The 16988-nt window shown below is 63.9% G+C and carries 22 protein-coding genes and 1 other RNA gene; 12 read left to right on the forward strand and 11 right to left on the reverse strand.

Annotation, left to right across the window (positions count from 1 at the left end):
• Positions 1–75: 75 nt before the first annotated feature.
• Positions 76–714 carry a class I SAM-dependent methyltransferase gene (locus tag ASD01_RS27675; RefSeq protein ID WP_034804810.1) on the forward strand — a complete coding sequence of 213 codons (639 nt, stop codon included), beginning with the start codon at positions 76–78 and terminating at the stop codon, positions 712–714.
• A gap of 102 nt (positions 715–816) precedes the next feature.
• On the opposite strand, the gene ASD01_RS27680 is transcribed toward ASD01_RS27675, so the two are convergent.
• Entirely contained in the window at positions 817–1215 is a 399-nt protein-coding gene (locus ASD01_RS27680; RefSeq protein WP_034804807.1) for a DoxX family protein, read from the reverse strand.
• Between the two features lie 3 nt (positions 1216–1218).
• The gene (locus ASD01_RS27685) at positions 1219–1401 is read right to left on the reverse strand and encodes a hypothetical protein (RefSeq protein WP_143106247.1); all 183 of its coding nucleotides are present in this window, start codon (positions 1399–1401) and stop codon (positions 1219–1221) included.
• 159 nt (positions 1402–1560) lie between these two features.
• On the opposite strand from ASD01_RS27685, the gene ASD01_RS27690 reads away from it, so the two are divergent.
• The 3 genes from ASD01_RS27690 to ASD01_RS27700 are packed head-to-tail and all read left to right on the forward strand — an operon-like array spanning position 1561 to position 3008.
• Positions 1561–1893 carry an ArsR/SmtB family transcription factor gene (locus ASD01_RS27690; RefSeq protein ID WP_034804801.1) on the forward strand — a complete coding sequence of 111 codons (333 nt, stop codon included), beginning with the start codon at positions 1561–1563 and terminating at the stop codon, positions 1891–1893.
• Positions 1894–1895: 2 nt separating this feature from the next.
• The gene (locus ASD01_RS27695; protein WP_034805274.1) at positions 1896–2372 is read left to right on the forward strand and encodes an SRPBCC family protein; all 477 of its coding nucleotides are present in this window, start codon (positions 1896–1898) and stop codon (positions 2370–2372) included.
• A 12-nt stretch (positions 2373–2384) separates the two neighbouring features.
• Entirely contained in the window at positions 2385–3008 is a 624-nt protein-coding gene (locus tag ASD01_RS27700; RefSeq protein WP_034804799.1) for a dihydrofolate reductase family protein, read from the forward strand.
• A gap of 116 nt (positions 3009–3124) precedes the next feature.
• On the opposite strand, the gene ASD01_RS27705 is transcribed toward ASD01_RS27700, so the two are convergent.
• The 4 genes from ASD01_RS27705 to ASD01_RS27720 all read right to left on the reverse strand — a co-directional run bounded on the left by ASD01_RS27705 (position 3125) and on the right by ASD01_RS27720 (position 6724).
• Positions 3125–4054, reverse strand: coding sequence for a hypothetical protein (locus tag ASD01_RS27705; protein WP_034804796.1), 930 nt, complete (start codon positions 4052–4054; stop codon positions 3125–3127).
• A gap of 38 nt (positions 4055–4092) precedes the next feature.
• Positions 4093–4899: a MerR family transcriptional regulator gene (locus tag ASD01_RS27710; protein WP_034804793.1), complete on the reverse strand. Its 807-nt coding sequence runs from the start codon at positions 4897–4899 to the stop codon at positions 4093–4095.
• 104 nt (positions 4900–5003) lie between these two features.
• Entirely contained in the window at positions 5004–6200 is a 1197-nt protein-coding gene (gene cml / locus ASD01_RS27715; protein ID WP_034804790.1) for a CmlA/FloR family chloramphenicol efflux MFS transporter, read from the reverse strand.
• Positions 6201–6442: 242 nt separating this feature from the next.
• Complete coding sequence (locus tag ASD01_RS27720) at positions 6443–6724, reverse strand: BON domain-containing protein (protein WP_029742346.1); 282 nt, start codon at positions 6722–6724, stop codon at positions 6443–6445.
• Positions 6725–6965: 241 nt separating this feature from the next.
• Between ASD01_RS27720 and ASD01_RS27725 the strand changes: the two genes are divergently transcribed.
• Positions 6966–7910 carry an AEC family transporter gene (locus tag ASD01_RS27725; RefSeq protein ID WP_034805271.1) on the forward strand — a complete coding sequence of 315 codons (945 nt, stop codon included), beginning with the start codon at positions 6966–6968 and terminating at the stop codon, positions 7908–7910.
• Positions 7911–8056: 146 nt separating this feature from the next.
• Here ASD01_RS27725 and ASD01_RS27730 read toward each other — a convergent pair whose 3' ends face one another.
• Positions 8057–8740, reverse strand: coding sequence for a c-type cytochrome (locus tag ASD01_RS27730; protein WP_034804787.1), 684 nt, complete (start codon positions 8738–8740; stop codon positions 8057–8059).
• Between the two features lie 156 nt (positions 8741–8896).
• Between ASD01_RS27730 and ASD01_RS27735 the strand changes: the two genes are divergently transcribed.
• The 3 genes from ASD01_RS27735 to ASD01_RS35035 all read left to right on the forward strand — a co-directional run bounded on the left by ASD01_RS27735 (position 8897) and on the right by ASD01_RS35035 (position 11094).
• On the forward strand, positions 8897–9652 hold the full coding sequence (locus ASD01_RS27735; protein WP_034804784.1) for a 3-deoxy-manno-octulosonate cytidylyltransferase: 756 nt from the start codon (positions 8897–8899) through the stop codon (positions 9650–9652).
• Between the two features lie 26 nt (positions 9653–9678).
• Positions 9679–10533, forward strand: a complete 855-nt coding sequence (locus ASD01_RS27740) for a prephenate dehydratase (protein WP_034804771.1) — start codon at positions 9679–9681, stop codon at positions 10531–10533.
• Between the two features lie 423 nt (positions 10534–10956).
• Positions 10957–11094, forward strand: a complete 138-nt coding sequence (locus ASD01_RS35035) for a DUF1127 domain-containing protein (RefSeq protein WP_064817013.1) — start codon at positions 10957–10959, stop codon at positions 11092–11094.
• Between the two features lie 64 nt (positions 11095–11158).
• On the opposite strand, the gene ASD01_RS27745 is transcribed toward ASD01_RS35035, so the two are convergent.
• The 4 genes from ASD01_RS27745 to ASD01_RS27760 form a co-directional block, all read right to left on the reverse strand.
• On the reverse strand, positions 11159–11527 hold the full coding sequence (locus ASD01_RS27745) for a VOC family protein (RefSeq protein ID WP_034804768.1): 369 nt from the start codon (positions 11525–11527) through the stop codon (positions 11159–11161).
• A gap of 80 nt (positions 11528–11607) precedes the next feature.
• Positions 11608–12315, reverse strand: a complete 708-nt coding sequence (locus ASD01_RS27750) for a helix-turn-helix transcriptional regulator (protein ID WP_029742353.1) — start codon at positions 12313–12315, stop codon at positions 11608–11610.
• Positions 12316–12340: 25 nt separating this feature from the next.
• On the reverse strand, positions 12341–13321 hold the full coding sequence (gene nudC / locus ASD01_RS27755) for an NAD(+) diphosphatase (RefSeq protein WP_034804765.1): 981 nt from the start codon (positions 13319–13321) through the stop codon (positions 12341–12343).
• 2 nt (positions 13322–13323) lie between these two features.
• On the reverse strand, positions 13324–13776 hold the full coding sequence (locus tag ASD01_RS27760) for an HIT domain-containing protein (protein WP_029742355.1): 453 nt from the start codon (positions 13774–13776) through the stop codon (positions 13324–13326).
• Positions 13777–13840: 64 nt separating this feature from the next.
• Here ASD01_RS27760 and ffs point away from each other — a divergent pair.
• From ffs to recR, 4 genes are all read left to right on the forward strand, one after another.
• An RNA gene (ffs, locus tag ASD01_RS27765) (signal recognition particle sRNA small type) lies at positions 13841–13938 on the forward strand.
• Positions 13939–13983: 45 nt separating this feature from the next.
• Positions 13984–15852 (forward strand): DNA polymerase III subunit gamma/tau, encoded by a 1869-nt coding sequence (locus ASD01_RS27770; RefSeq protein WP_051659686.1) that lies wholly within the window; start codon positions 13984–13986, stop codon positions 15850–15852.
• A gap of 39 nt (positions 15853–15891) precedes the next feature.
• The gene (locus ASD01_RS27775; RefSeq protein ID WP_029742357.1) at positions 15892–16215 is read left to right on the forward strand and encodes a YbaB/EbfC family nucleoid-associated protein; all 324 of its coding nucleotides are present in this window, start codon (positions 15892–15894) and stop codon (positions 16213–16215) included.
• 162 nt (positions 16216–16377) lie between these two features.
• Entirely contained in the window at positions 16378–16983 is a 606-nt protein-coding gene (gene recR, locus ASD01_RS27780) for a recombination mediator RecR (RefSeq protein ID WP_029742358.1), read from the forward strand.
• Positions 16984–16988 lie beyond the last annotated feature (5 nt).

The following is a 16988-nucleotide window of genomic DNA, read 5'->3' on the forward strand; positions in this document are numbered from 1 at the left end:
GGCAGGTTTCCCTGGCCGGTGTGGCACCGGCTCCGAGCATCGCGGGGGACCGGTTGCGTTCTGGGGAGAGGCAGCATGAGTTTGGCGAGCGACGCGCACTTCTGGGACCGGACGTCGCGGCGATACGCCAAGGGAACGATCGCGGACCCGGCCGCCTATGAACACACGCTCGACCGCACCCGCGCCTTGCTTCTGCCCGATGACCGCGTGCTCGAACTCGGTTGCGGCACGGGAACGACGGCGTTTCGGCTGGCGGGCGATGTGCGCGATTACCTTGCAACCGATTTTTCGACCGAGATGATCGCCATTGCCCGGGAGAGGTACGCCGTCGATCTGGTTCCGAACCTCGCCTTTCGCAGCGCGACGGCCGAAACGCTTGCGGCCGAATGTGGGCAGTTCGATGCGGTGCTGGGCTTCAACTACCTGCATCTCGTGCGCGATCTGCCCGCCACGCTCGACAACATCCATACCCTGCTTGCCTCCAGGGGCGTGTTCATCTCCAAGACGCCCTGCGTCGGCGACATGAACCCGCTCGTCCGGCTCCTGCTCTTGCCGGCGATGCGGGCCGTCGGACTGGCGCCCTATGCGGGAACTTTCAGCGCAGCAGAGCTCAGCCGGCACATCGTCGCCGCCGGCTTCGAGCTTCTGTCGGCGGAAAATCACGCATCGGCGAGCAACGACAACCGCCCCTACATCGTCGCCCGGAAGCGCTGAGGTGTTAGACCAGAGCAGCCGTGCTGCCCTGGTCTCGATGCGTTCCAGACACGCGCTGCCGCGAGGGCTGAGTGGTCCTGCCGAGCCGCCGATTGTTGACGTTCAACGCCTGCGCGACACGATCGATACCAGCGCCAGGCCGCCGATCACGGAGACGTGCTCCAGCGCCACGGTCATGTCGCGGAAGGCCTCTTCGCCTTCCTTCAGCCAGAAAGGATGGGCGATCGGGATCGTCAGCACCGTGAAGACGGCGAGCGCCCCGGCGGCAAGCCAGACCCAACGGTTGAGGATGATCAGCAGAGAGGCGCCGATCTGCAGGATCAACGTCATCGAATTGAACAGCCATCCCGGCGTCAGGCCGAAGCCTTCCATGATCGCGACGTTGGCGTTGAAGTCGAAGAGCTTGGCAAGGCCGCTTGACCAGAAGACGAGCGTCAGCAGCACGCGGGCGAGAATGCCGAAGGCGCGCGAATCGAGAATGCTTGCGATAGGGCCTGACATGGATCATCCCTGCCTTGCGGTGAGAAAGGCGACCCTGCGGACGATTGCCGGTGTCGGCGCGATGGCGAACAGGCCAGCGAGCCAGCAGGCGGCGCTCGATGCTGCGGCGCCGCCGGGCTCGGCGATGCCCGCAGATGCCGTTCCAGTCCCGGGATTGTCAGTCCTTATCTGGTTTTCCAATGCCACGTCGGCCCCCATTTCCGATTGAACCGACGGGGTTTGTAGAAGCTCAACCAGGCTTGAGGTCAAGAAAACGGCCATGCGACAAATTGGGTGGCGCTGGCGGCGGTCGTTCGATGAATAGTTAGCTCTTGCGCTAAGTATTGACGCGTGATACTTAGCCTTATGGAACAGTATTCAGACCGATTGGACGTGATCTTTCAGGCGCTCGCCGATCCCACCCGCCGTGCGGTGCTTGCGCGGCTCGGCGGCGGTCCGGCGAGCATCAGCGATCTCGCCAGACCCTTCGACATGGCCCTGCCGTCCTTCTTGAAGCACATCCACTACCTTGAAGGCAGCGGGCTCATCCGCACGCACAAGGAGGGCAGGGTGCGCACCTGCGCCATCGAGAAGGCGCAGTTCACCGCGGTAGAGAGCTGGCTTTCGGCGCAGCGCGCGCTCTGGGAAGGCCGCGCCGACCGGCTGGAAAAATTCGTCACTGAACACGAGGAGGAATGACCATGATCCGCTCTCCCGATCCTGAACTCGACCTGACGATGGCGCGCATCATCAAGGCGCCGCGCGCGACGGTCTGGCGCGCCTGGAGCGATCCCACTCGGCTTGAGCAATGGTGGGTTCCTGAGCCGGCAAGATGCAAGGTGATCGACATGGATCTCAGGCCCGGCGGCAGTTTCGTGACGCGGATCAGCGAAGGCGGCGGCGCATTCGTGCCGCATATCAACGCCTGTTTTCTCGCGGTCGACGAACTCTCGCGCATCGTCTTCACCGACACGCTCGTTGCCGGTTGGCGGCCGGCGGAAAACGCCTTCATGACGGCGATCATCACCCTCAGCGATCATCCAGCCGGCACCGAATACGCTGCCCATGTAATGCATCGGAGCGGCGCGGACCGGAAGATGCACGAGGAGATGGGTTTTCACGACGGCTGGGGAACGGTTGCCGGGCAATTGGCCCGGTTCGTCGAGCAAACTCACTGAGGAGACGATCCCATGCGCAATATCGTGCTGCAGATGATGACGACACTGAATGGCCGCCTCGACGATCCGCTTGCCTGGATGGGGACCGTGGTCGACGAGCAATACCGGGCGATCGACCGCCTTTACGCAGGCTACGACACGGTTCTGGTCGGCCGCACCACCTATGAGGAGATGGTCGGCTATTGGCCGGGCGCGCTGAACGACAAGGCGGGCGGCGAGACCAATCGGGTGATGGCAGGGCGTATGCACGACTATCGCAAGATCGTGTTCTCCCGCACCGAAGAGCAGGCGATCAGCCGCTGGCACAATGCCGAGCGGGCGGTGGTTCCTGATGATGCGGCGCTCTCGCGCTACCTGACCGACCTGAAGGCTGGGCCCGGCCGGGATATCCATTTGTCCGGCGGCGCGAGCCTGGCGCAGACGGTGATCGGCCTCGGCCTCGTCGACCGCTACCACTTCTTCGTCTACCCGGTCGTATCGCCCGGCGAACCATGGTTCGCCCGGCTTCGCGACAAGAACGAGCTGCAGCTGATTGGCAGCGAGCACTACGACAACGGCGTCGTTGGACTCCACTACGCGACGGTACGCGACGCAAAGTCAGCGCGACCGAAAAGCTTCTCGGAGCTCATCGCCTAAGAGCAATTCCAGGAAAAGTGCGAAGCGGTTTTCCGTCCGGAATTGCGCCAGCCAAGCGAGCAATTCCAGGAAAAGTGCGAAGCGGTTTTCCGTCCGGAATTGCGCGGCTTTTGGGATCACTCCCCGGCTTGCAGGGTGGTGAACAGCCGGTCGTAGGTCGGCGCCAGCAGGCGTAGGCTTGCGGCCGCCTCGGCATCCCTGCGCAGGACCAGCGGATACTGCAGCGCGCCGATCAGCCGCGCCTGTTCGCCGGCGATGGCGGCGGATTTGGCAAGGCCTGCCCGCGCCAGGCAGGACGCCGCGTCGCCGGCGCGGCGGGCACCGACACGAACGGCGAAGTGCACGAGGTGAGCCCGCAGGTTCTTGTCGCAATGGTCTTCGATCAGAGCGGCGAGCGCTTCGGCTGCGTCGGCATTGCCAAGGCTGCCCGTCGGCACCAGCCGGTCCGTGGTCATCGAGAGCCAGTGGATCGCGGCCGGCACCGAGGCGCGGATTGCCTCGACCTCGCTCACGTCGGCGACACGAGAGAATCCCCATCGCATGGTGTAGGGGTCGCCGTAGCTCAGCGTCTCGGCGCCCCAGGCCGTCATGAAATCGTGGAGCGGCAGGGAGGCGTAGGGATATCCTTGCGGGTCGTGCATCAGCACGCGCGTCTCGTCGATCGCGAGGACCACGACATAGTGATCGGCCTCGATCGGTCCCGTCATGCCGGGCTGGTGCCTCAGATGCCCCATCTCCACCGGGCCGACCCAGACGGGACCATCCTTCAGCGCCGCGCGCAGGCGGGAAAGCGCGTCCTCGGGCTCGCCGCCGCTGCTGACCTGCGACGTCCAGCCGAGCGCCTTCAGCGCACCGTCGAACCCGGCCTCCGGATCCCAGCCGTAGGGGTCGAAGAACGGCAGGGTACCGCCGACGATCTGCATGCCGAAGGGGCTGCCGGTGGCAAGCTCAATGGTCGAGGTCGAGGGCGCGGCTTCGCCGAACATCATTGCAAATGAGTTGGCGTAGCAATAGGGGCCGGAGCCCACATAGGAAAAGTGCTGCATCGGTTGGTCCTTGAGTGATTGGGGCGTGCGGGGATTGGTTAGCGCACGATGGGGTAGGCGACATCGAAGCGCGTACCGCCTCTGCCGGGGTAGATTTCGTAGGGGCTGCCGAAGCAGCTGAGATCGTCGCTTTGCTCGAACCAGGCTTCGATCGCGTCATAGACGCGGAGCACGGCCGGAAAGGTTTCGAACGGTTCGGCCACGGCCAGGAACGCTTCGCGTCCTGCCGGCTGAAGGCGGATGCGCAGATCACCAGTGGGTTCGAGACTGCCGTCATAGCCGATCGCGACCTCGACGAGACCCTTGCCGTCGTGATTGACCGGCTCGTGGAAATGCAGCGTCATCGGCCCGTCGTCGCTCTTGCCCGATTGCGCAAGATAGCCGCGGATCTCCGTTTCGGCGCTTTGGGTGAAGGCGTCGAGCGCGTCCACCGTCACATGATGCTGGCGATAGACGATTTTCGAAGGCGCGACGTCGCGCACGGCAACGGCCCTAACCAGCGGATCGTCGCCGCCGCTCGATTGCCGGATGATTGCCTCCACCAGCTCGCGCTGATCCTCGAGCCGTTTGCTCTGCACCTCCAGCCAGGCGCGCAGCTCCGCGAGGCGAACGTCGGGCTGAAGATCGATCAGCCGCGCGATCCGGGCGATCGGCAGACCCAGCTGCCGCAGCCGGGCAATCAGCCTGGCGCGGCTTGCCTGCGTGGCGGCGTAATAGCGGTAACCGGTCGCGGGATCGACATGGGCAGGCACCAGCAGGCCCTGCTCGGCATAAAGCCTGAGTGCTTTCGGCGACAATCGTGTGGCGGCGCCGAAGCGCCCTGCAAGGAAGTAGGAATCGGTCATGAAGGTAGTCTGGGGCCAGCCCCAGGGGCGAGGTCAAGGGGCACGTTGCCGTCTTTCCTGTTGAAGACCTCCCGGAACAGGCGACCGCTCCGGGAGGGGCAAGGCTATCGATTTTCGCTCCGGTTGAGAAACGCAAGCGCCAGCAGCGTGATCGTCGCCATGCCGAGGCAATAGCCGACGAGCGGCCAGGCCGTATCACCGCCAAGCAGGAGAACGGCGCCGGTGCCAATGAGGCTGACGATCAGGCTCTGGATCGAGAAGTAGAGCGCGACCGCCGTCCCGGCGATGGCATCGAAGGCCTTGAGCGCTCCGTTGGCGGTGACCGAGGCGCTCATGACGATGCCGAAGGCGATCACCCACATTGGCAGCACGAAGCTCTGGAACGACGGCACCGCCGAGGCTTCGCCCGCGCCAAGCAGCAGCCCGCCGAGGATGATCAAGGCCATGCCGCGGGCGAGGCAACCGGAGGTCCCGTAGCGGGTGACGAAGCCCCTGGCGAAGCGCGTGGCGATGATCATCACGACGGCGGCGGTGGCGAATGCCAGGCTGAAGCCGAGCTGCGAATAGCCGGCGCGATCGATGAGCAGGCGTGGCGCCGTGGAGAAGAACACGAAAAACGCGCCCATCGCCGTGCTGAAGCCAAGCGTATAGGTCCAGAAGGCGCCACTTGCGAGCATGGGCCTGAACCTCGGCCTCATCGGTGCCGCGGCGTCAGGCCGGGTTTCCGACCACCGCGGCAAGGCCTGGCCGAGTGCTGCAAGGCCAAGCATGGCAAGCGTCAGGAAGATCGCCCGCCATCCGAAAGCGCCTGATATCAGCGCGCCGGCGATCGGCCCGAGCGCCGGCACGAAGGAAAGCATGGCGCTGAAGAGGCCATAGATGGTCACACCCTCCGGACGTGCGCCATAAACGTCGCGCACGGTCGCGAAGGTCGCGACCAGTGCGGCCGAGGCGCCGGCCGCCTGGACAAGCCGCAAGGCGACGAAGACCGGTGCCGAGGTGGTTGCGGCCAGTCCCAGCGAGGCCAGCGCAAATAGCGTCGCGCCACCGAGAAGAACGGGACGGCGGCCGACGCGGTCGGACAGCGGGCCGAACAGCAGCTGACCCAGCCCCAAAAGCAGCATGTAGAGGCTGAGCGTGAGCTGGACGACTGCGGGCGACGTGCCGAGGATCGCCGGCATGTCGGGCACGACGGGCAGGTAAATGTCCATGGCGAGCGACGCCAGGATATCGAAGGGCGCCATCAGCAAAAGTGCTGCCGGCAGCGAATAGGACCAGGTGAGGGAATTACGATCGGGCATGATGAAACATCCGCGCAAATGAAAACCATTCGGCGGCGATCTGCCACTTCATCAAATCTTCTGAATGTGAGCCGACAGACGCCGCAACAACTTATTCAACCGTTGTTGCGGCTTACCTGGTTGCTGACGGGTCGGTCCTCATCTGCGGCTCCTATGGCGGCTCTCCAGCGATAACGCCAAGCCAGCCGAAATCTCATGCCGGCATGTCCTATCATCGGGATTTCCGGACGGCAACTCCTGGCTCAGCTATCAGCCTCGGCCGCGCCCGGCATCACCGCCAGCCGGTTCTCGACGCTGGTGACGCCGATCACCGATGCTGCGGCATCGCCGGCGCAGGCGATGTCGGATGCCTGCGCCACATGACCGGAAAGCACCACGATCCCGCCGAGCGCCATCACCGAGATCTCGCGCGTATCGATCATCGCCGCATACTGGATGTAGCGCAGCACCTTGTCGGCGAGCGCATCGTCGATGAGATGCGGATCGTCGTCTTTGTGCGCGTAAATGGACTTCTCTGTCGGCATGGCTCGTTCCTCATGCTGTTTCGGAACGCCTGCGGCCGGGGAATGTTCCCCTCCCTGTGCCCGCTGCTCGCGCGCTTGCGGCGCGGGTGCGAACAACGTTATTGCTGGCAGGACCATTCCAGGAGCGGAAAGAGGAAAGCATCTGCGGTCTTCCGCCCGTCTCCCGCTCTACCTCATGAGAACAGACCCCGAAGATCTTGGATCGATACGCTCCAAGGTCATCGTGATCCAGGGCCCGCGCATGTCCGACATCTTCCAGAACGTCCTGCCCATCTTCATCCTGATCCTTGCCGGCTGGTTGCTGGTGCGCCTGGGTTACCTGAAACCGGCCGTCGGCGAAGCCTTGGGCGATTTCGTCTTTCGCGTCGCCGTGCCCATCCTGCTGTTTCGCACGATTGCGGAAGCGGATTTCAAGGACGGTTCGCCCTGGCCGCTCTGGGTCGCCTATTTCTCGGGCGTCGCGGTGACCTGGACGTTGGGACACGTGGCGGCGACGCTCGTCTTCGGGCGGGATGCGCGCATGGGGGTTCTCGCTGGCGTCTCCTCCGCCTTCGCCAACACGGTCTTCATCGGCCTGCCGCTGGTGTCGCGAATCGTCGGCGAGGAGGGCATCGTTGCGATCTCGATCCTGCTTTCGGTGCATCTGCCCGTCATGATGATAGCGGGCACGCTCTTGATGGAGCGTGCGGAGCGGCGCGCCGGCGGCAAGCCGGGGCAAAGCCCGCTGCAGCTCTTGGCCGGTGTCGCCCGCAATCTGGTGCGCAACCCGCTGGTGATCGGCCTTGCCTGCGGCGCCGCCTTCCACCTTATCGGCCAGCCGCTTGGCGGTCCGGTCAAGACCGTCGTCGATCAACTGGCGTCGATGGCAGCACCCGCGGCGCTGATCTCGATCGGCATGGCGCTGGATAAATACGGCCTTGCCGGCAATCTCGGGCTCGCTTCGGTGACGAGCGTCTTGAAGCTCGCCGTCATGCCGGCGGTCGTCTATGCGAGCTGCCACCTGCTCGGCCTCAACGACAACTGGACGACGGCGCTGGTGCTGACGTCGGCGGTGCCGACGGGTGTCAATGCCTGGCTGATCGCCAACCATTTCAATGTCGGCCATGGGCTGGCGTCCTCGACGATCACGCTGACGACTGCGCTCGGCGTCATCAGCGTTTCGGTCTGGGCCTATCTGCTGATGTGATTACCGCTCTCTCCGGCAAACTGTTTCGCCGCGGAGGCTTGGATCCGCCTGAACGTTCCGTGCGCAACATCTCCGCCTATCCCCGAATACGAAAAGGCCCGGCGCGAGCCGGGCCTTTTGCATGGGATCGTTTCCGACCGCTGAACTTATTGAGCCGGTGCCGGCTGGCCTTCGGCAGGCTTGGCTTCGGTTGCCGGCGCTTCGGCCGGCTTTGCACCTTCGGCGCCAGCAGCCGGTGCTGCTTCACCGGCAGCCGGTGCGGCTTCGGCAGAACCGGCAGATGCGTCCGGCAGTGCTGCCGGAGCGTCGGCCTGCTCGCGCAGCCAGGCGATCAGGTTGGCGCGCTCGTCGGGCTTCTTGACGCCGGCAAAGCCCATGGCGGTGCCCGGAACGTGCTTCTTCGGTGCTTCGATGAAGTAGCTGAGGTGGTCGTAGTCCCAGACGACCTTGCCGCCTTCGGCAAACGTCTTCATGCCGGCCGAGTAGCTGAAGCCCTCATGCGAAGCGATCGGACGGTTGACGAGGCCCCAGAGGTTCGGACCGACTTTGTTTGCGCCGCCCTTGTCGGCGGTGTGACAGCTTGCGCATTTCTTGAACACGGTTTCACCGGCAGAAGCGTCGGCCTTGAGCAGCAGCGGCTTGATGTCGACTTCGACTTCCGCGGCACCACCGGCACCGGCTTCAGACGTGCCTTCTTCCGCAACGATCGTAAAGCCTTCCTTCTCGGGAGCTTCGGAATGGAAAATGCCTTCCGATGCAATGGACACGGACATCAGAACGAAGACCGTTCCCAGAAAGGCGCCCACGCCCATGTTCACATATGAATTCATCTGCAAACGCTCCCTTTGCCACCGGCGCAAACAAAAACCCGGCCTATCTTGAAATCGCGCGGAACCTATGTCTTTTGGCTCTGCGTTGCAACAGTGATTATCGGCCCCTAACTGAGACTTATTGACACTTTCGGCGGGGTTTTTGAAGGCCAGATCATGAATCGCGAAAATTCAGGTAAAGTCATCGTGCTCATTCCGGCGCGCATGGCCTCGACACGCCTACCCGGAAAGCCGCTCGCCGATATTTGCGGCCTGCCGATGATCGTCCAGGTCGCGACCCGAGCGCAGGAAGCGGACGTCGGCCGCGTCGTCGTTGCCGTTGACGACCAGCAGGTCTTCGACGTCGTGCGCGAGGCCGGCTTCGAAGCGATAATGACCCGCATCGACCACCAGTCCGGCTCCGACCGGATCTACGAAGCGCTGCAGAAGGCCGATCCGAACGGCGAAGCCGAGATCGTCATCAACGTCCAGGGTGACCTTCCGACGGTCGAACCGGCATCGATCCGCGCGGCGCTGAACCCGCTCGAAAATGCCGCCACCGATATCGCCACGCTGACGGTGGCGATCGCCGAGGAGAGCGAGAAGACCAACCCGAACATCGTCAAGGTCGTCGGTTCGCCGCTTTCCGACACGCGCCTGCGTGCGCTCTATTTTACCCGCGCGACCGCGCCTCATGGCGAAGGCCCGCTCTATCATCACATCGGGCTCTATGCCTATCGACGGCAGGCGCTGGAACGCTTCGTCTCGCTTCAGCCCTCCGTGCTCGAACGCCGCGAATCGCTGGAGCAGCTGCGTGCGCTCGAAGCCGGCATGCGCATTGATGTCGAGATCGTCGATTCGGTCCCGCTTGGTGTGGACACGCCGGTGGAGCTGGAAAAGGCCCGCCGCATCCTGTCTGCCCGTACCCGCTGATATCAGAACCTGAGAAGGACGCTACCGTGACCGCCAAGACCAACAGGATTTCCTTCCAGGGCGACTATGGCGCCAATTCCGACATGGCCTGCCGCGACATGTTCCCGTCGATGGAGCCGCTGCCCTGCCAGACCTTCGAGGATGCCTTCGTCGCGGTCGAGAACGGCAACGCCGATCTGGCGATGATCCCGATCGAGAACACGATCGCCGGCCGGGTCGCCGACATCCATCACCTCCTGCCGGAATCGCGGCTGCACATCGTCGGCGAATATTTCATGCCGATCCGTTTTCAGCTGATGGTGCTTCCGGGTGTCACGCGTGACGAGATCCGCACCGTGCACAGCCACATCCATGCGCTCGGCCAGTGCCGCAAGATCGTGCGCTCCAACGGCTGGAAGCCGGTCGTCGCCGGCGATACGGCGGGCGCGGCAAAGCTCGTCTCCGAAAAGGGCGACCGCTCGATGGCCGCGCTCGCGCCGCGGCTTGCCGCCGATCTCTATGGCCTCGAAATCATCGCCGAGAACGTCGAGGATACCGAGAGCAACGTCACCCGCTTCGTCGTGCTGTCCCGGGAAGAGCAGCGCATCGCCCGCACCAGCGACGAAGAGCTGATCATCACCACCTTCGTCTTCAATGTCCGCAACATCCCGGCAGCGCTCTACAAGGCCATGGGCGGTTTCGCCACCAACGGCATCAACATGACCAAGCTCGAGAGCTACCAGCTTGGCGGCCGGTTCGTGGCGACGCAGTTCTATGCGGATATCGAAGGCCACCCGGATGATGTCGGCGTGCGCCATGCCATGGACGAGCTTCGCTTCTTCTCCGAAAAGGTCCGCATCCTCGGAACCTATAACGCGCACCCGATGCGCGGCGTTCTCTGAACAGGCGGCTCCGGCGCCAAGCTGTTGAGAAAGGCCTGCGTAGGCGGGCCTCGACCGCCTCCCAAAGTGGTGAGGCGGTCGCTATCGTTAGCACGCTGCTTGGCCCCTCAGCTCCGCCTGAAGGCCGCGAATGCGCCTGATTTCTGACCAAAATGAAGCCTGCGGTTGTGGTCTTCTCGCGCCGCACATATCTGATCCTGCCATTTGGCTAAGGTTTTCAGAGCATCACGTTTAAGTCCTGAGCGTACCGTTCGCGGTGATTTTCCGAGAGAATCATTGGTTTCGCCGCGCCCTACCGGGGTGAAAGTGGCAAAAATTCGTTAACCGGCTACGCGTCTGACGCATGCCTAGTTTGCAATCGTGGCGCTACACAAATTTTAGGCAAATGCCTATTTGACGCTCGTCAAGTAAGGAGTGTTAAAGATGAAGATCCGTCAGAAGATCATGGAATATGCGAAGACCCGCCGTGCGATCCGCGAGCTGAATGCTCTCGACGATCACGCACTGAGCGACATCGGTCTGTCCCGTTCGCAGATCCAGGCCGCCGTTTACGGCCGCTAATTCCGTACCATTCGCGCATCCCGCCGCTTCAGGCTGGTGGGATGCGCGCAGCATACCCTCTCGCTTAAGAATCGTAGAGGCAGACGCGCAGCCGGTGACCATCCGGATCGAGCGCGACGAAAGTCGGACCGAAATCCATTTCGGTCAATTCCTGCGCAATCGGCAGGCCTTTCCCCTTCCAATCCTCGTAACGTGCGCGCACCGCGCTCTCGTCTTCCACCATGAAGGCCAGTTCCGACCGGCTGCCCGATGCCGCCGGCTCCGGCGCGACCGTATGTTCGGCCCAGAGCCCGAGCGTGAAGCCACCCGGCAGCTCGAAGGACGAGAAGGTCTGGTAGGTGACGCTTGGTTCCTGCGCGAGAAGCGCGCGATAGAAGGTCACGCTTGCGAGCGGGTCCTTGACGTAGAGAACGATGAGATTTGCCTTGGCCATGCTGTTCCTCCTTGTTGCGGAAGGTGCAGGCTAGGGCTGGCCGCTGCCAGTTTCTGTCAGCATCGGCGCACCAACACCCGTCAGGAGCCGACCGTCTCTCGCTTCGACGCCGCCATGTTCTGGCTCGAGCGCCAATCCTTCATCAGCACCTGCCGGCGGCGGGGATAGCGCGCCTCAGTCACCGTCATCTTCTGCATGCGGTCGGCGCGAAAGTGCCGGAAGTCCAGGCGCAGCTCGCACCAGGCCATGACCATGCGCACGTTCTCAAAGAAGCCGAGGGCAAAGGGCCAGACGGTGCGCTGCGTCGCGCTGCCGTCATTGTCGACGTAGTCGAGTTCCACCTTGCGCTCGTTGCGGATTGCGCGCCTAAGCGCGGCGATGTCGATGCCGTTGGTGGCCGGCGGGCTCGGGCCGACGAGCAGGGTCGAACTGTCGAGCTCCTCGCGAAGTTCGGCCGGCAGCACCGCGGCAATCTTGGCGAGCGCATTGGCGGCAGCGCCGGCGAGATCGTCGTCGGTGCGCTTGGAGACCCAGCGCGAGCCGAGCACCAAGGCTTCGATCTCCTCGGCGGAAAACATCATCGGTGGCAGCATGAAGCCGGGCTTGAGCACATAACCGAGCCCCGGTTCGCCCTCGATATCAGCGCCCTGCGCCTGGAGGCTGGCGATATCGCGGTAGAGCGTTCTGAGGCTGACGCCGGTTTCTTCCGCCAGTCGCTGGCCGCTCACCGGCTGGCGGTAGCGCCGGAGCACCTGCAGAAGGTCGAGCAGCCGTTCGGAGCGGGACACGGTCGATCTCCCTGTATCCGTCGCCTTATGTCCGCTCGCCCCAGGCGAGCCAGTCACGCATCAGCTGGTGCGCGATCGCGCCCTTCGGCGGCGGAATATGCGCGTCGCCGGTGTCGGCGACCCCGGTCGACCTTTCGAGCATCGCGATCGTTTCATCGCGCGTGAACCAGCGCACGTCTTCCAGCTCGTGCTCGTCGCGCTTGATGACGGTTGATTTCGCCTCCGCATAGCAGCCGATCATCAGCGTGTGCGGCATCGGCCAGGGCTGCGAGGCATGGTAGCGTACCCGGCCGATATGGATGCCGGACTCCTCGAGCGTTTCCCGCCGCACGGCGTTTTCGATCGTCTCGCCCGGCTCGACGAAGCCGGCAAGGCAAGAATACATGCCCGGCGCGAAATGCGGGCTGCGGCCGAGCAGGCAAAGATCGCGCTCAAGGTCGATCGTCATCATGATGACGACAGGGTCGGTGCGCGGGAAGACCATATGGCCGCAGGCGGTGCAGACCCGGCGATAGCCGCCAGCCTTGCCTTCCATCGGGCCTGCGCAGCGACCGCAGAAGCGGTTGTTGGCATTCCAGGTAATCAAGCTCGAGCCTTGCGCGAACTGGCCGAGCAGTTCCTCCGGCAGCATCTGCTGGCGATAGAGGGTGCGGCCGTCGGCGATCTTGAAGGGCTCGGTGATCGTCTCGTCCGTCAGGCCCGTCGGCACGGCCAGCCGGGGCTCGCCGTTGGCGAGGTAGCCGAGCAGGATCGTCTCGTCGAGAACGGGTTCGAGACCTTCGAGCTCATAAGGCGCAAACAGTGGGTCGATGATCTTCTCGTCATGCTTGACGATCAGCTTCGGTCCGGAGAAGGCCAGGAAATGCGCACCCGGGTGCTTCAGTGCCACCTGCACGCAATCGTCGGCCCGGTGCTCCGACTGGCGATCCAGATGATTCTCCGAGAAGGCGACGAGGGTGCTTGGCTCTGGATGCGGGCTGCGAAGGTCAAAGATCGATTTCGTCATGTTCAGAGGTTTTCCAGAATGCGGGCTGCGAAGGCCTGATGTTCTTTTTCGTCCCACGGCTCCGCCTTGCCGAAGCCCCAGACCGGCCCCGGCCAGTTCGGGTCGCCGTCGCTGCGGGCGATGATATGCACGTGAAGCTGCCGGACGATGTTGCCCAATGCGCCGATATTGATTTTCTCGGCGCCCGTGACCTTCTTCAGCGCCGTCGCTGCCATGGTCGTCTCGAAGGTCAGCATCGTCTGGTCGAGCGGGGTGAGGTCGAAGATCTCAGAAATGCCTTCACGCTGAGGAATGAGCACGAGCCACGGCCAGCGGCGGTCGTTCATCAGCCGCATCTGGCAAAGCCCGATCGAGGCGATCGGAATGCCGTCGCGCTCGAGCCGCTCGTCGAGGGTGAAGGTCGTCAACTGGGTCTCCTCGGCTATTGAGAATGGCGGATTCGCCTTGTTTTGCATATCGATATCAGTTTTTTGACGGCTTGGCTTGCATTTGCTTTCGATATTGCCGATATGGAAGCCGGGAGGTTGGTGGTGGACGAGCCACTCGCCAACCGGGTCAGGTCCGGAAGGAAGCAGCCCCAACGAGCTCCGGCACGGGTCATCGTGCCAGCCTCCCACCTTCTCCGTCCTGTCGGGACAAGAGTTCGAACAGCGGCAGGGTCGATGAGCGACGATACGTCCATTTCATCCGTTGAGAAACCAGCCGCCTACCGTGTTCTGGCGCGCAAGTATCGCCCCAAGGATTTCTCCGACCTGATGGTCGGCCAGGAACCGATGGTGCGCACGCTCACCAACGCGTTCGAAACCGGCCGCATCGCCCAAGCCTACATGCTTACCGGGGTGCGCGGGGTCGGCAAGACCACCACCGCCCGCATTCTCGCCCGCGCGCTGAACTATAAGACACCGGATATCGATCGGCCGACCATCGACCTGCGCGTTCCCGGCGAACATTGCCAGGCGATCATGGATGGGCGTCACGTCGACGTCATCGAAATGGACGCGGCGTCACACACCGGCATCGACGATATCCGCGAGATCATCGAACAGGTGCGCTACCGCCCGGTTTCGGCCCGCTACAAAGTCTACATCATCGACGAAGTGCACATGCTCTCGACCCAGGCCTTCAACGGCCTGCTGAAGACGCTCGAAGAGCCGCCAGAGCATGTGAAATTCATCTTCGCGACCACCGAAATCCGCAAAGTGCCGATCACGGTTCTGTCGCGCTGCCAGCGCTTCGACCTGCGCCGCATCAGCGCGTCCGATCTCGTCGGCCTGTTTTCGACGATCCTCGGCAAGGAAGGCGTATCCTTCGATCCGGAAGCGCTTGCGATGGTGGCCCGCGCTGCCGAAGGCTCGGCGCGCGACGGTCTGTCGCTGCTCGACCAGGCGATCGCCCACGGCGGCGGCGCTGTGGAAGTCGAAACCGTGCGTTCGATGCTCGGCCTTGCAGACCGCGCCCGCATCGTCGACCTCTTCGAGCACGTCGTCAAAGGCGATGTCGCCGCGGCCCTCAAGGAATTCACCGCACAATACGAGGCCGGCGCCAATCCGACGGTCGTATTGACCGACCTTGCCGATTTCACCCATCTCGTCACCCGGATGAAATACGTGCCGGAGGCGGTCAACGACCAGTCCTTGAGCGAGATCGAGCGCACCCGCGGCGCCGTCTTTGCCGAGAGCGTGGCGGTTACGGCGCTCTCGCGCATCTGGCAGATGCTCCTGAAGGGCATTCCGGAAGCCGAAAGCTCGTCGCGCCCGGCGGGTGCCGCCGAAATGGTGCTGATCCGCCTGGCGCATGCGGCACATCTGCCGGCGCCTGAAGAGGCCGCGCGGCGCTTGCTGGAACTTTCCGGCAATGAAGGCGGCGGCGCTCGCCCTGGCCCTTCAGGTGGCAACGGCGGCGGCGCACAGGCCCAGGCTTCCGTGTCCGTGTCGGCGCAGGCATCGCAGCCGATGCCGGTGCAGCGCCCGACGAGCAATGGCGCGACCATGCTGCGCGCCGTCCCGGACGTGCCGCCCCAGGCGGTTGCCGTTGGCCGCATCGAAGAACGCCCGGTGGCGGCGCCTGCGGCCAAGCCGCAGCCGTCGGTGCCGGTCAATTCGATCGCCGACATCGCCGATCTCTGCGCCAAGAACCGCGACATCAAGCTGAAGACGCTGGTGCGCGGCTTTCTGCGGCTCGTGCGGATCGAGCCCGGACGTCTCGACGTCAACGTCTCGGACGACGCGCCGAAGACGCTGCTTGGCGAAGTGGCCGTCAAGCTAAAGGAATGGACCGGCATCCACTGGATCGTCAGCTACAGCCGCGAGGCCGGTGAGCCGACGCTGATCGAGGCGGAACAGCGGGCGCAGGAGCAGCGCGTCAACGACGCGCGCCAGGACCCCGATGTCGCCGCCATTCTCGCCCGGTTCCCGGGCGCCAAGATCACCGACGTGCGCATTCGCGCCGTTGAAGAAGAGGCCGAGAGCCAGGCTCCGGCTACAGCCGAATCCGCCGACGGCGATATCGTCCCTGGCGACGACATCGAATAGTCCCGTCTGCGAGCAGAAACAGAAAGACAGGAGACGACGATGCGCGACATCATGGGGATGATGGGCAAGGTCAAGGAAATGCAGGCCAAGATGGAAAAGATGCAGGCGGAAATCGCCGCGCTCGAAGTCGACGGCACCTCTGGCGGTGGCCTCGTCACCGTTCGCCTCGACGGCAAGGGCACCCTCAAGAGCCTGAAGATCGATCCCTCGCTGTTCAAGGAAGACGACGTCGAGATCCTCGAAGACCTGATCGTCGCCGCCCACAAGGACGCCAAGGACAAGGCCGAAGCCGTGCAGGCGGAAAAGACCCGCGAACTGACCGCCGGCCTGCCGATCCCGCCCGGCATGAAGCTGCCCTTCTGATCGTCTCCGGGCAGTAGGTTCGGGAAGCAGGGCGGTCTGCCGCCCGCAGCATTTGCGCGCCGGCGGTGGTAGCCGCCGGGTACCGCGTCGATACCCGCCGCTTCGCGTGCGGGCGTTTCGAAGGCGATTCCGTTTCGGCGCGATATGGGCTAAAAGCGCCGCATGGCAAAACGAGTCACCGGCCCCGAAATCGAAAAACTCATCCAACTCCTGGCGAAAGTGCCGGGGCTCGGACCGCGTTCGGCGCGCCGCGCCGCCCTGCATCTCGTCAAGAAGAAGGACCAGTTGCTGGGTCCGCTCGCCGACGCGATGGGCGAAGCGCACCGCAAGGTCCGCATCTGTTCCTGCTGCGGCAATGTCGATACGATCGATCCCTGCACCGTTTGTTCGGACGAGCGTCGCGACCACTCCGTGCTCATCGTTGTCGAGGACGTTTCCGATCTCTGGGCACTGGAACGCGCCGGCGCGATGAACGCCGCCTATCATGTGCTCGGCGGCACGCTCTCGCCGCTCGACGGCGTCGGCCCCGACGATCTCAACATCAAGGGTCTCGTCCAGCGCGTCGCCAATGGCGGCGTCCGCGAGCTGATCATCGCCGTCAATGCCACCGTCGAGGGCCAGACGACGGCGCACTACATCACCGACCAGCTCGAAGGCATGGAGGTGAAGATCACCCGGCTTGCCCATGGCGTGCCGGTCGGCGGCGAGCTCGACTACCTCGACGAAGGCACCTTGGCGGCTGCCCTTCGCGCCCGCACGTCGATCTGAGCGTC

The organism is Ensifer sp. Root423 (assembly GCF_001426275.1).
Taxonomy (GTDB): domain Bacteria; phylum Pseudomonadota; class Alphaproteobacteria; order Rhizobiales; family Rhizobiaceae; genus Ensifer; species Ensifer adhaerens.

What these genes read in the sequence shown, in the direction of transcription:
- ASD01_RS27675 (WP_034804810.1), top strand. Translation starts at nt 76, where the DNA reads ATGAGTTTGGCGAGCGACGCGCACTTCTGGGACCGGACGTCGCGGCGA.
- ASD01_RS27680 (WP_034804807.1), bottom strand. Translation starts at nt 1,215, where the DNA reads ATGTCAGGCCCTATCGCAAGCATTCTCGATTCGCGCGCCTTCGGCATT.
- ASD01_RS27690 (WP_034804801.1), top strand. Translation starts at nt 1,561, where the DNA reads ATGGAACAGTATTCAGACCGATTGGACGTGATCTTTCAGGCGCTCGCC.
- ASD01_RS27695 (WP_034805274.1), top strand. Translation starts at nt 1,896, where the DNA reads ATGATCCGCTCTCCCGATCCTGAACTCGACCTGACGATGGCGCGCATC.
- ASD01_RS27700 (WP_034804799.1), top strand. Translation starts at nt 2,385, where the DNA reads ATGCGCAATATCGTGCTGCAGATGATGACGACACTGAATGGCCGCCTC.
- ASD01_RS27705 (WP_034804796.1), bottom strand. Translation starts at nt 4,054, where the DNA reads ATGCAGCACTTTTCCTATGTGGGCTCCGGCCCCTATTGCTACGCCAAC.
- ASD01_RS27710 (WP_034804793.1), bottom strand. Translation starts at nt 4,899, where the DNA reads ATGACCGATTCCTACTTCCTTGCAGGGCGCTTCGGCGCCGCCACACGA.
- cml (WP_034804790.1), bottom strand. Translation starts at nt 6,200, where the DNA reads ATGCCCGATCGTAATTCCCTCACCTGGTCCTATTCGCTGCCGGCAGCA.
- ASD01_RS27720 (WP_029742346.1), bottom strand. Translation starts at nt 6,724, where the DNA reads ATGCCGACAGAGAAGTCCATTTACGCGCACAAAGACGACGATCCGCAT.
- ASD01_RS27725 (WP_034805271.1), top strand. Translation starts at nt 6,966, where the DNA reads ATGTCCGACATCTTCCAGAACGTCCTGCCCATCTTCATCCTGATCCTT.
- ASD01_RS27730 (WP_034804787.1), bottom strand. Translation starts at nt 8,740, where the DNA reads ATGAATTCATATGTGAACATGGGCGTGGGCGCCTTTCTGGGAACGGTC.
- ASD01_RS27735 (WP_034804784.1), top strand. Translation starts at nt 8,897, where the DNA reads ATGAATCGCGAAAATTCAGGTAAAGTCATCGTGCTCATTCCGGCGCGC.
- ASD01_RS35035 (WP_064817013.1), top strand. Translation starts at nt 10,957, where the DNA reads ATGAAGATCCGTCAGAAGATCATGGAATATGCGAAGACCCGCCGTGCG.
- ASD01_RS27745 (WP_034804768.1), bottom strand. Translation starts at nt 11,527, where the DNA reads ATGGCCAAGGCAAATCTCATCGTTCTCTACGTCAAGGACCCGCTCGCA.
- nudC (WP_034804765.1), bottom strand. Translation starts at nt 13,321, where the DNA reads ATGACGAAATCGATCTTTGACCTTCGCAGCCCGCATCCAGAGCCAAGC.
- ASD01_RS27760 (WP_029742355.1), bottom strand. Translation starts at nt 13,776, where the DNA reads ATGCAAAACAAGGCGAATCCGCCATTCTCAATAGCCGAGGAGACCCAG.
- ASD01_RS27770 (WP_051659686.1), top strand. Translation starts at nt 13,984, where the DNA reads ATGAGCGACGATACGTCCATTTCATCCGTTGAGAAACCAGCCGCCTAC.
- ASD01_RS27775 (WP_029742357.1), top strand. Translation starts at nt 15,892, where the DNA reads ATGCGCGACATCATGGGGATGATGGGCAAGGTCAAGGAAATGCAGGCC.
- recR (WP_029742358.1), top strand. Translation starts at nt 16,378, where the DNA reads ATGGCAAAACGAGTCACCGGCCCCGAAATCGAAAAACTCATCCAACTC.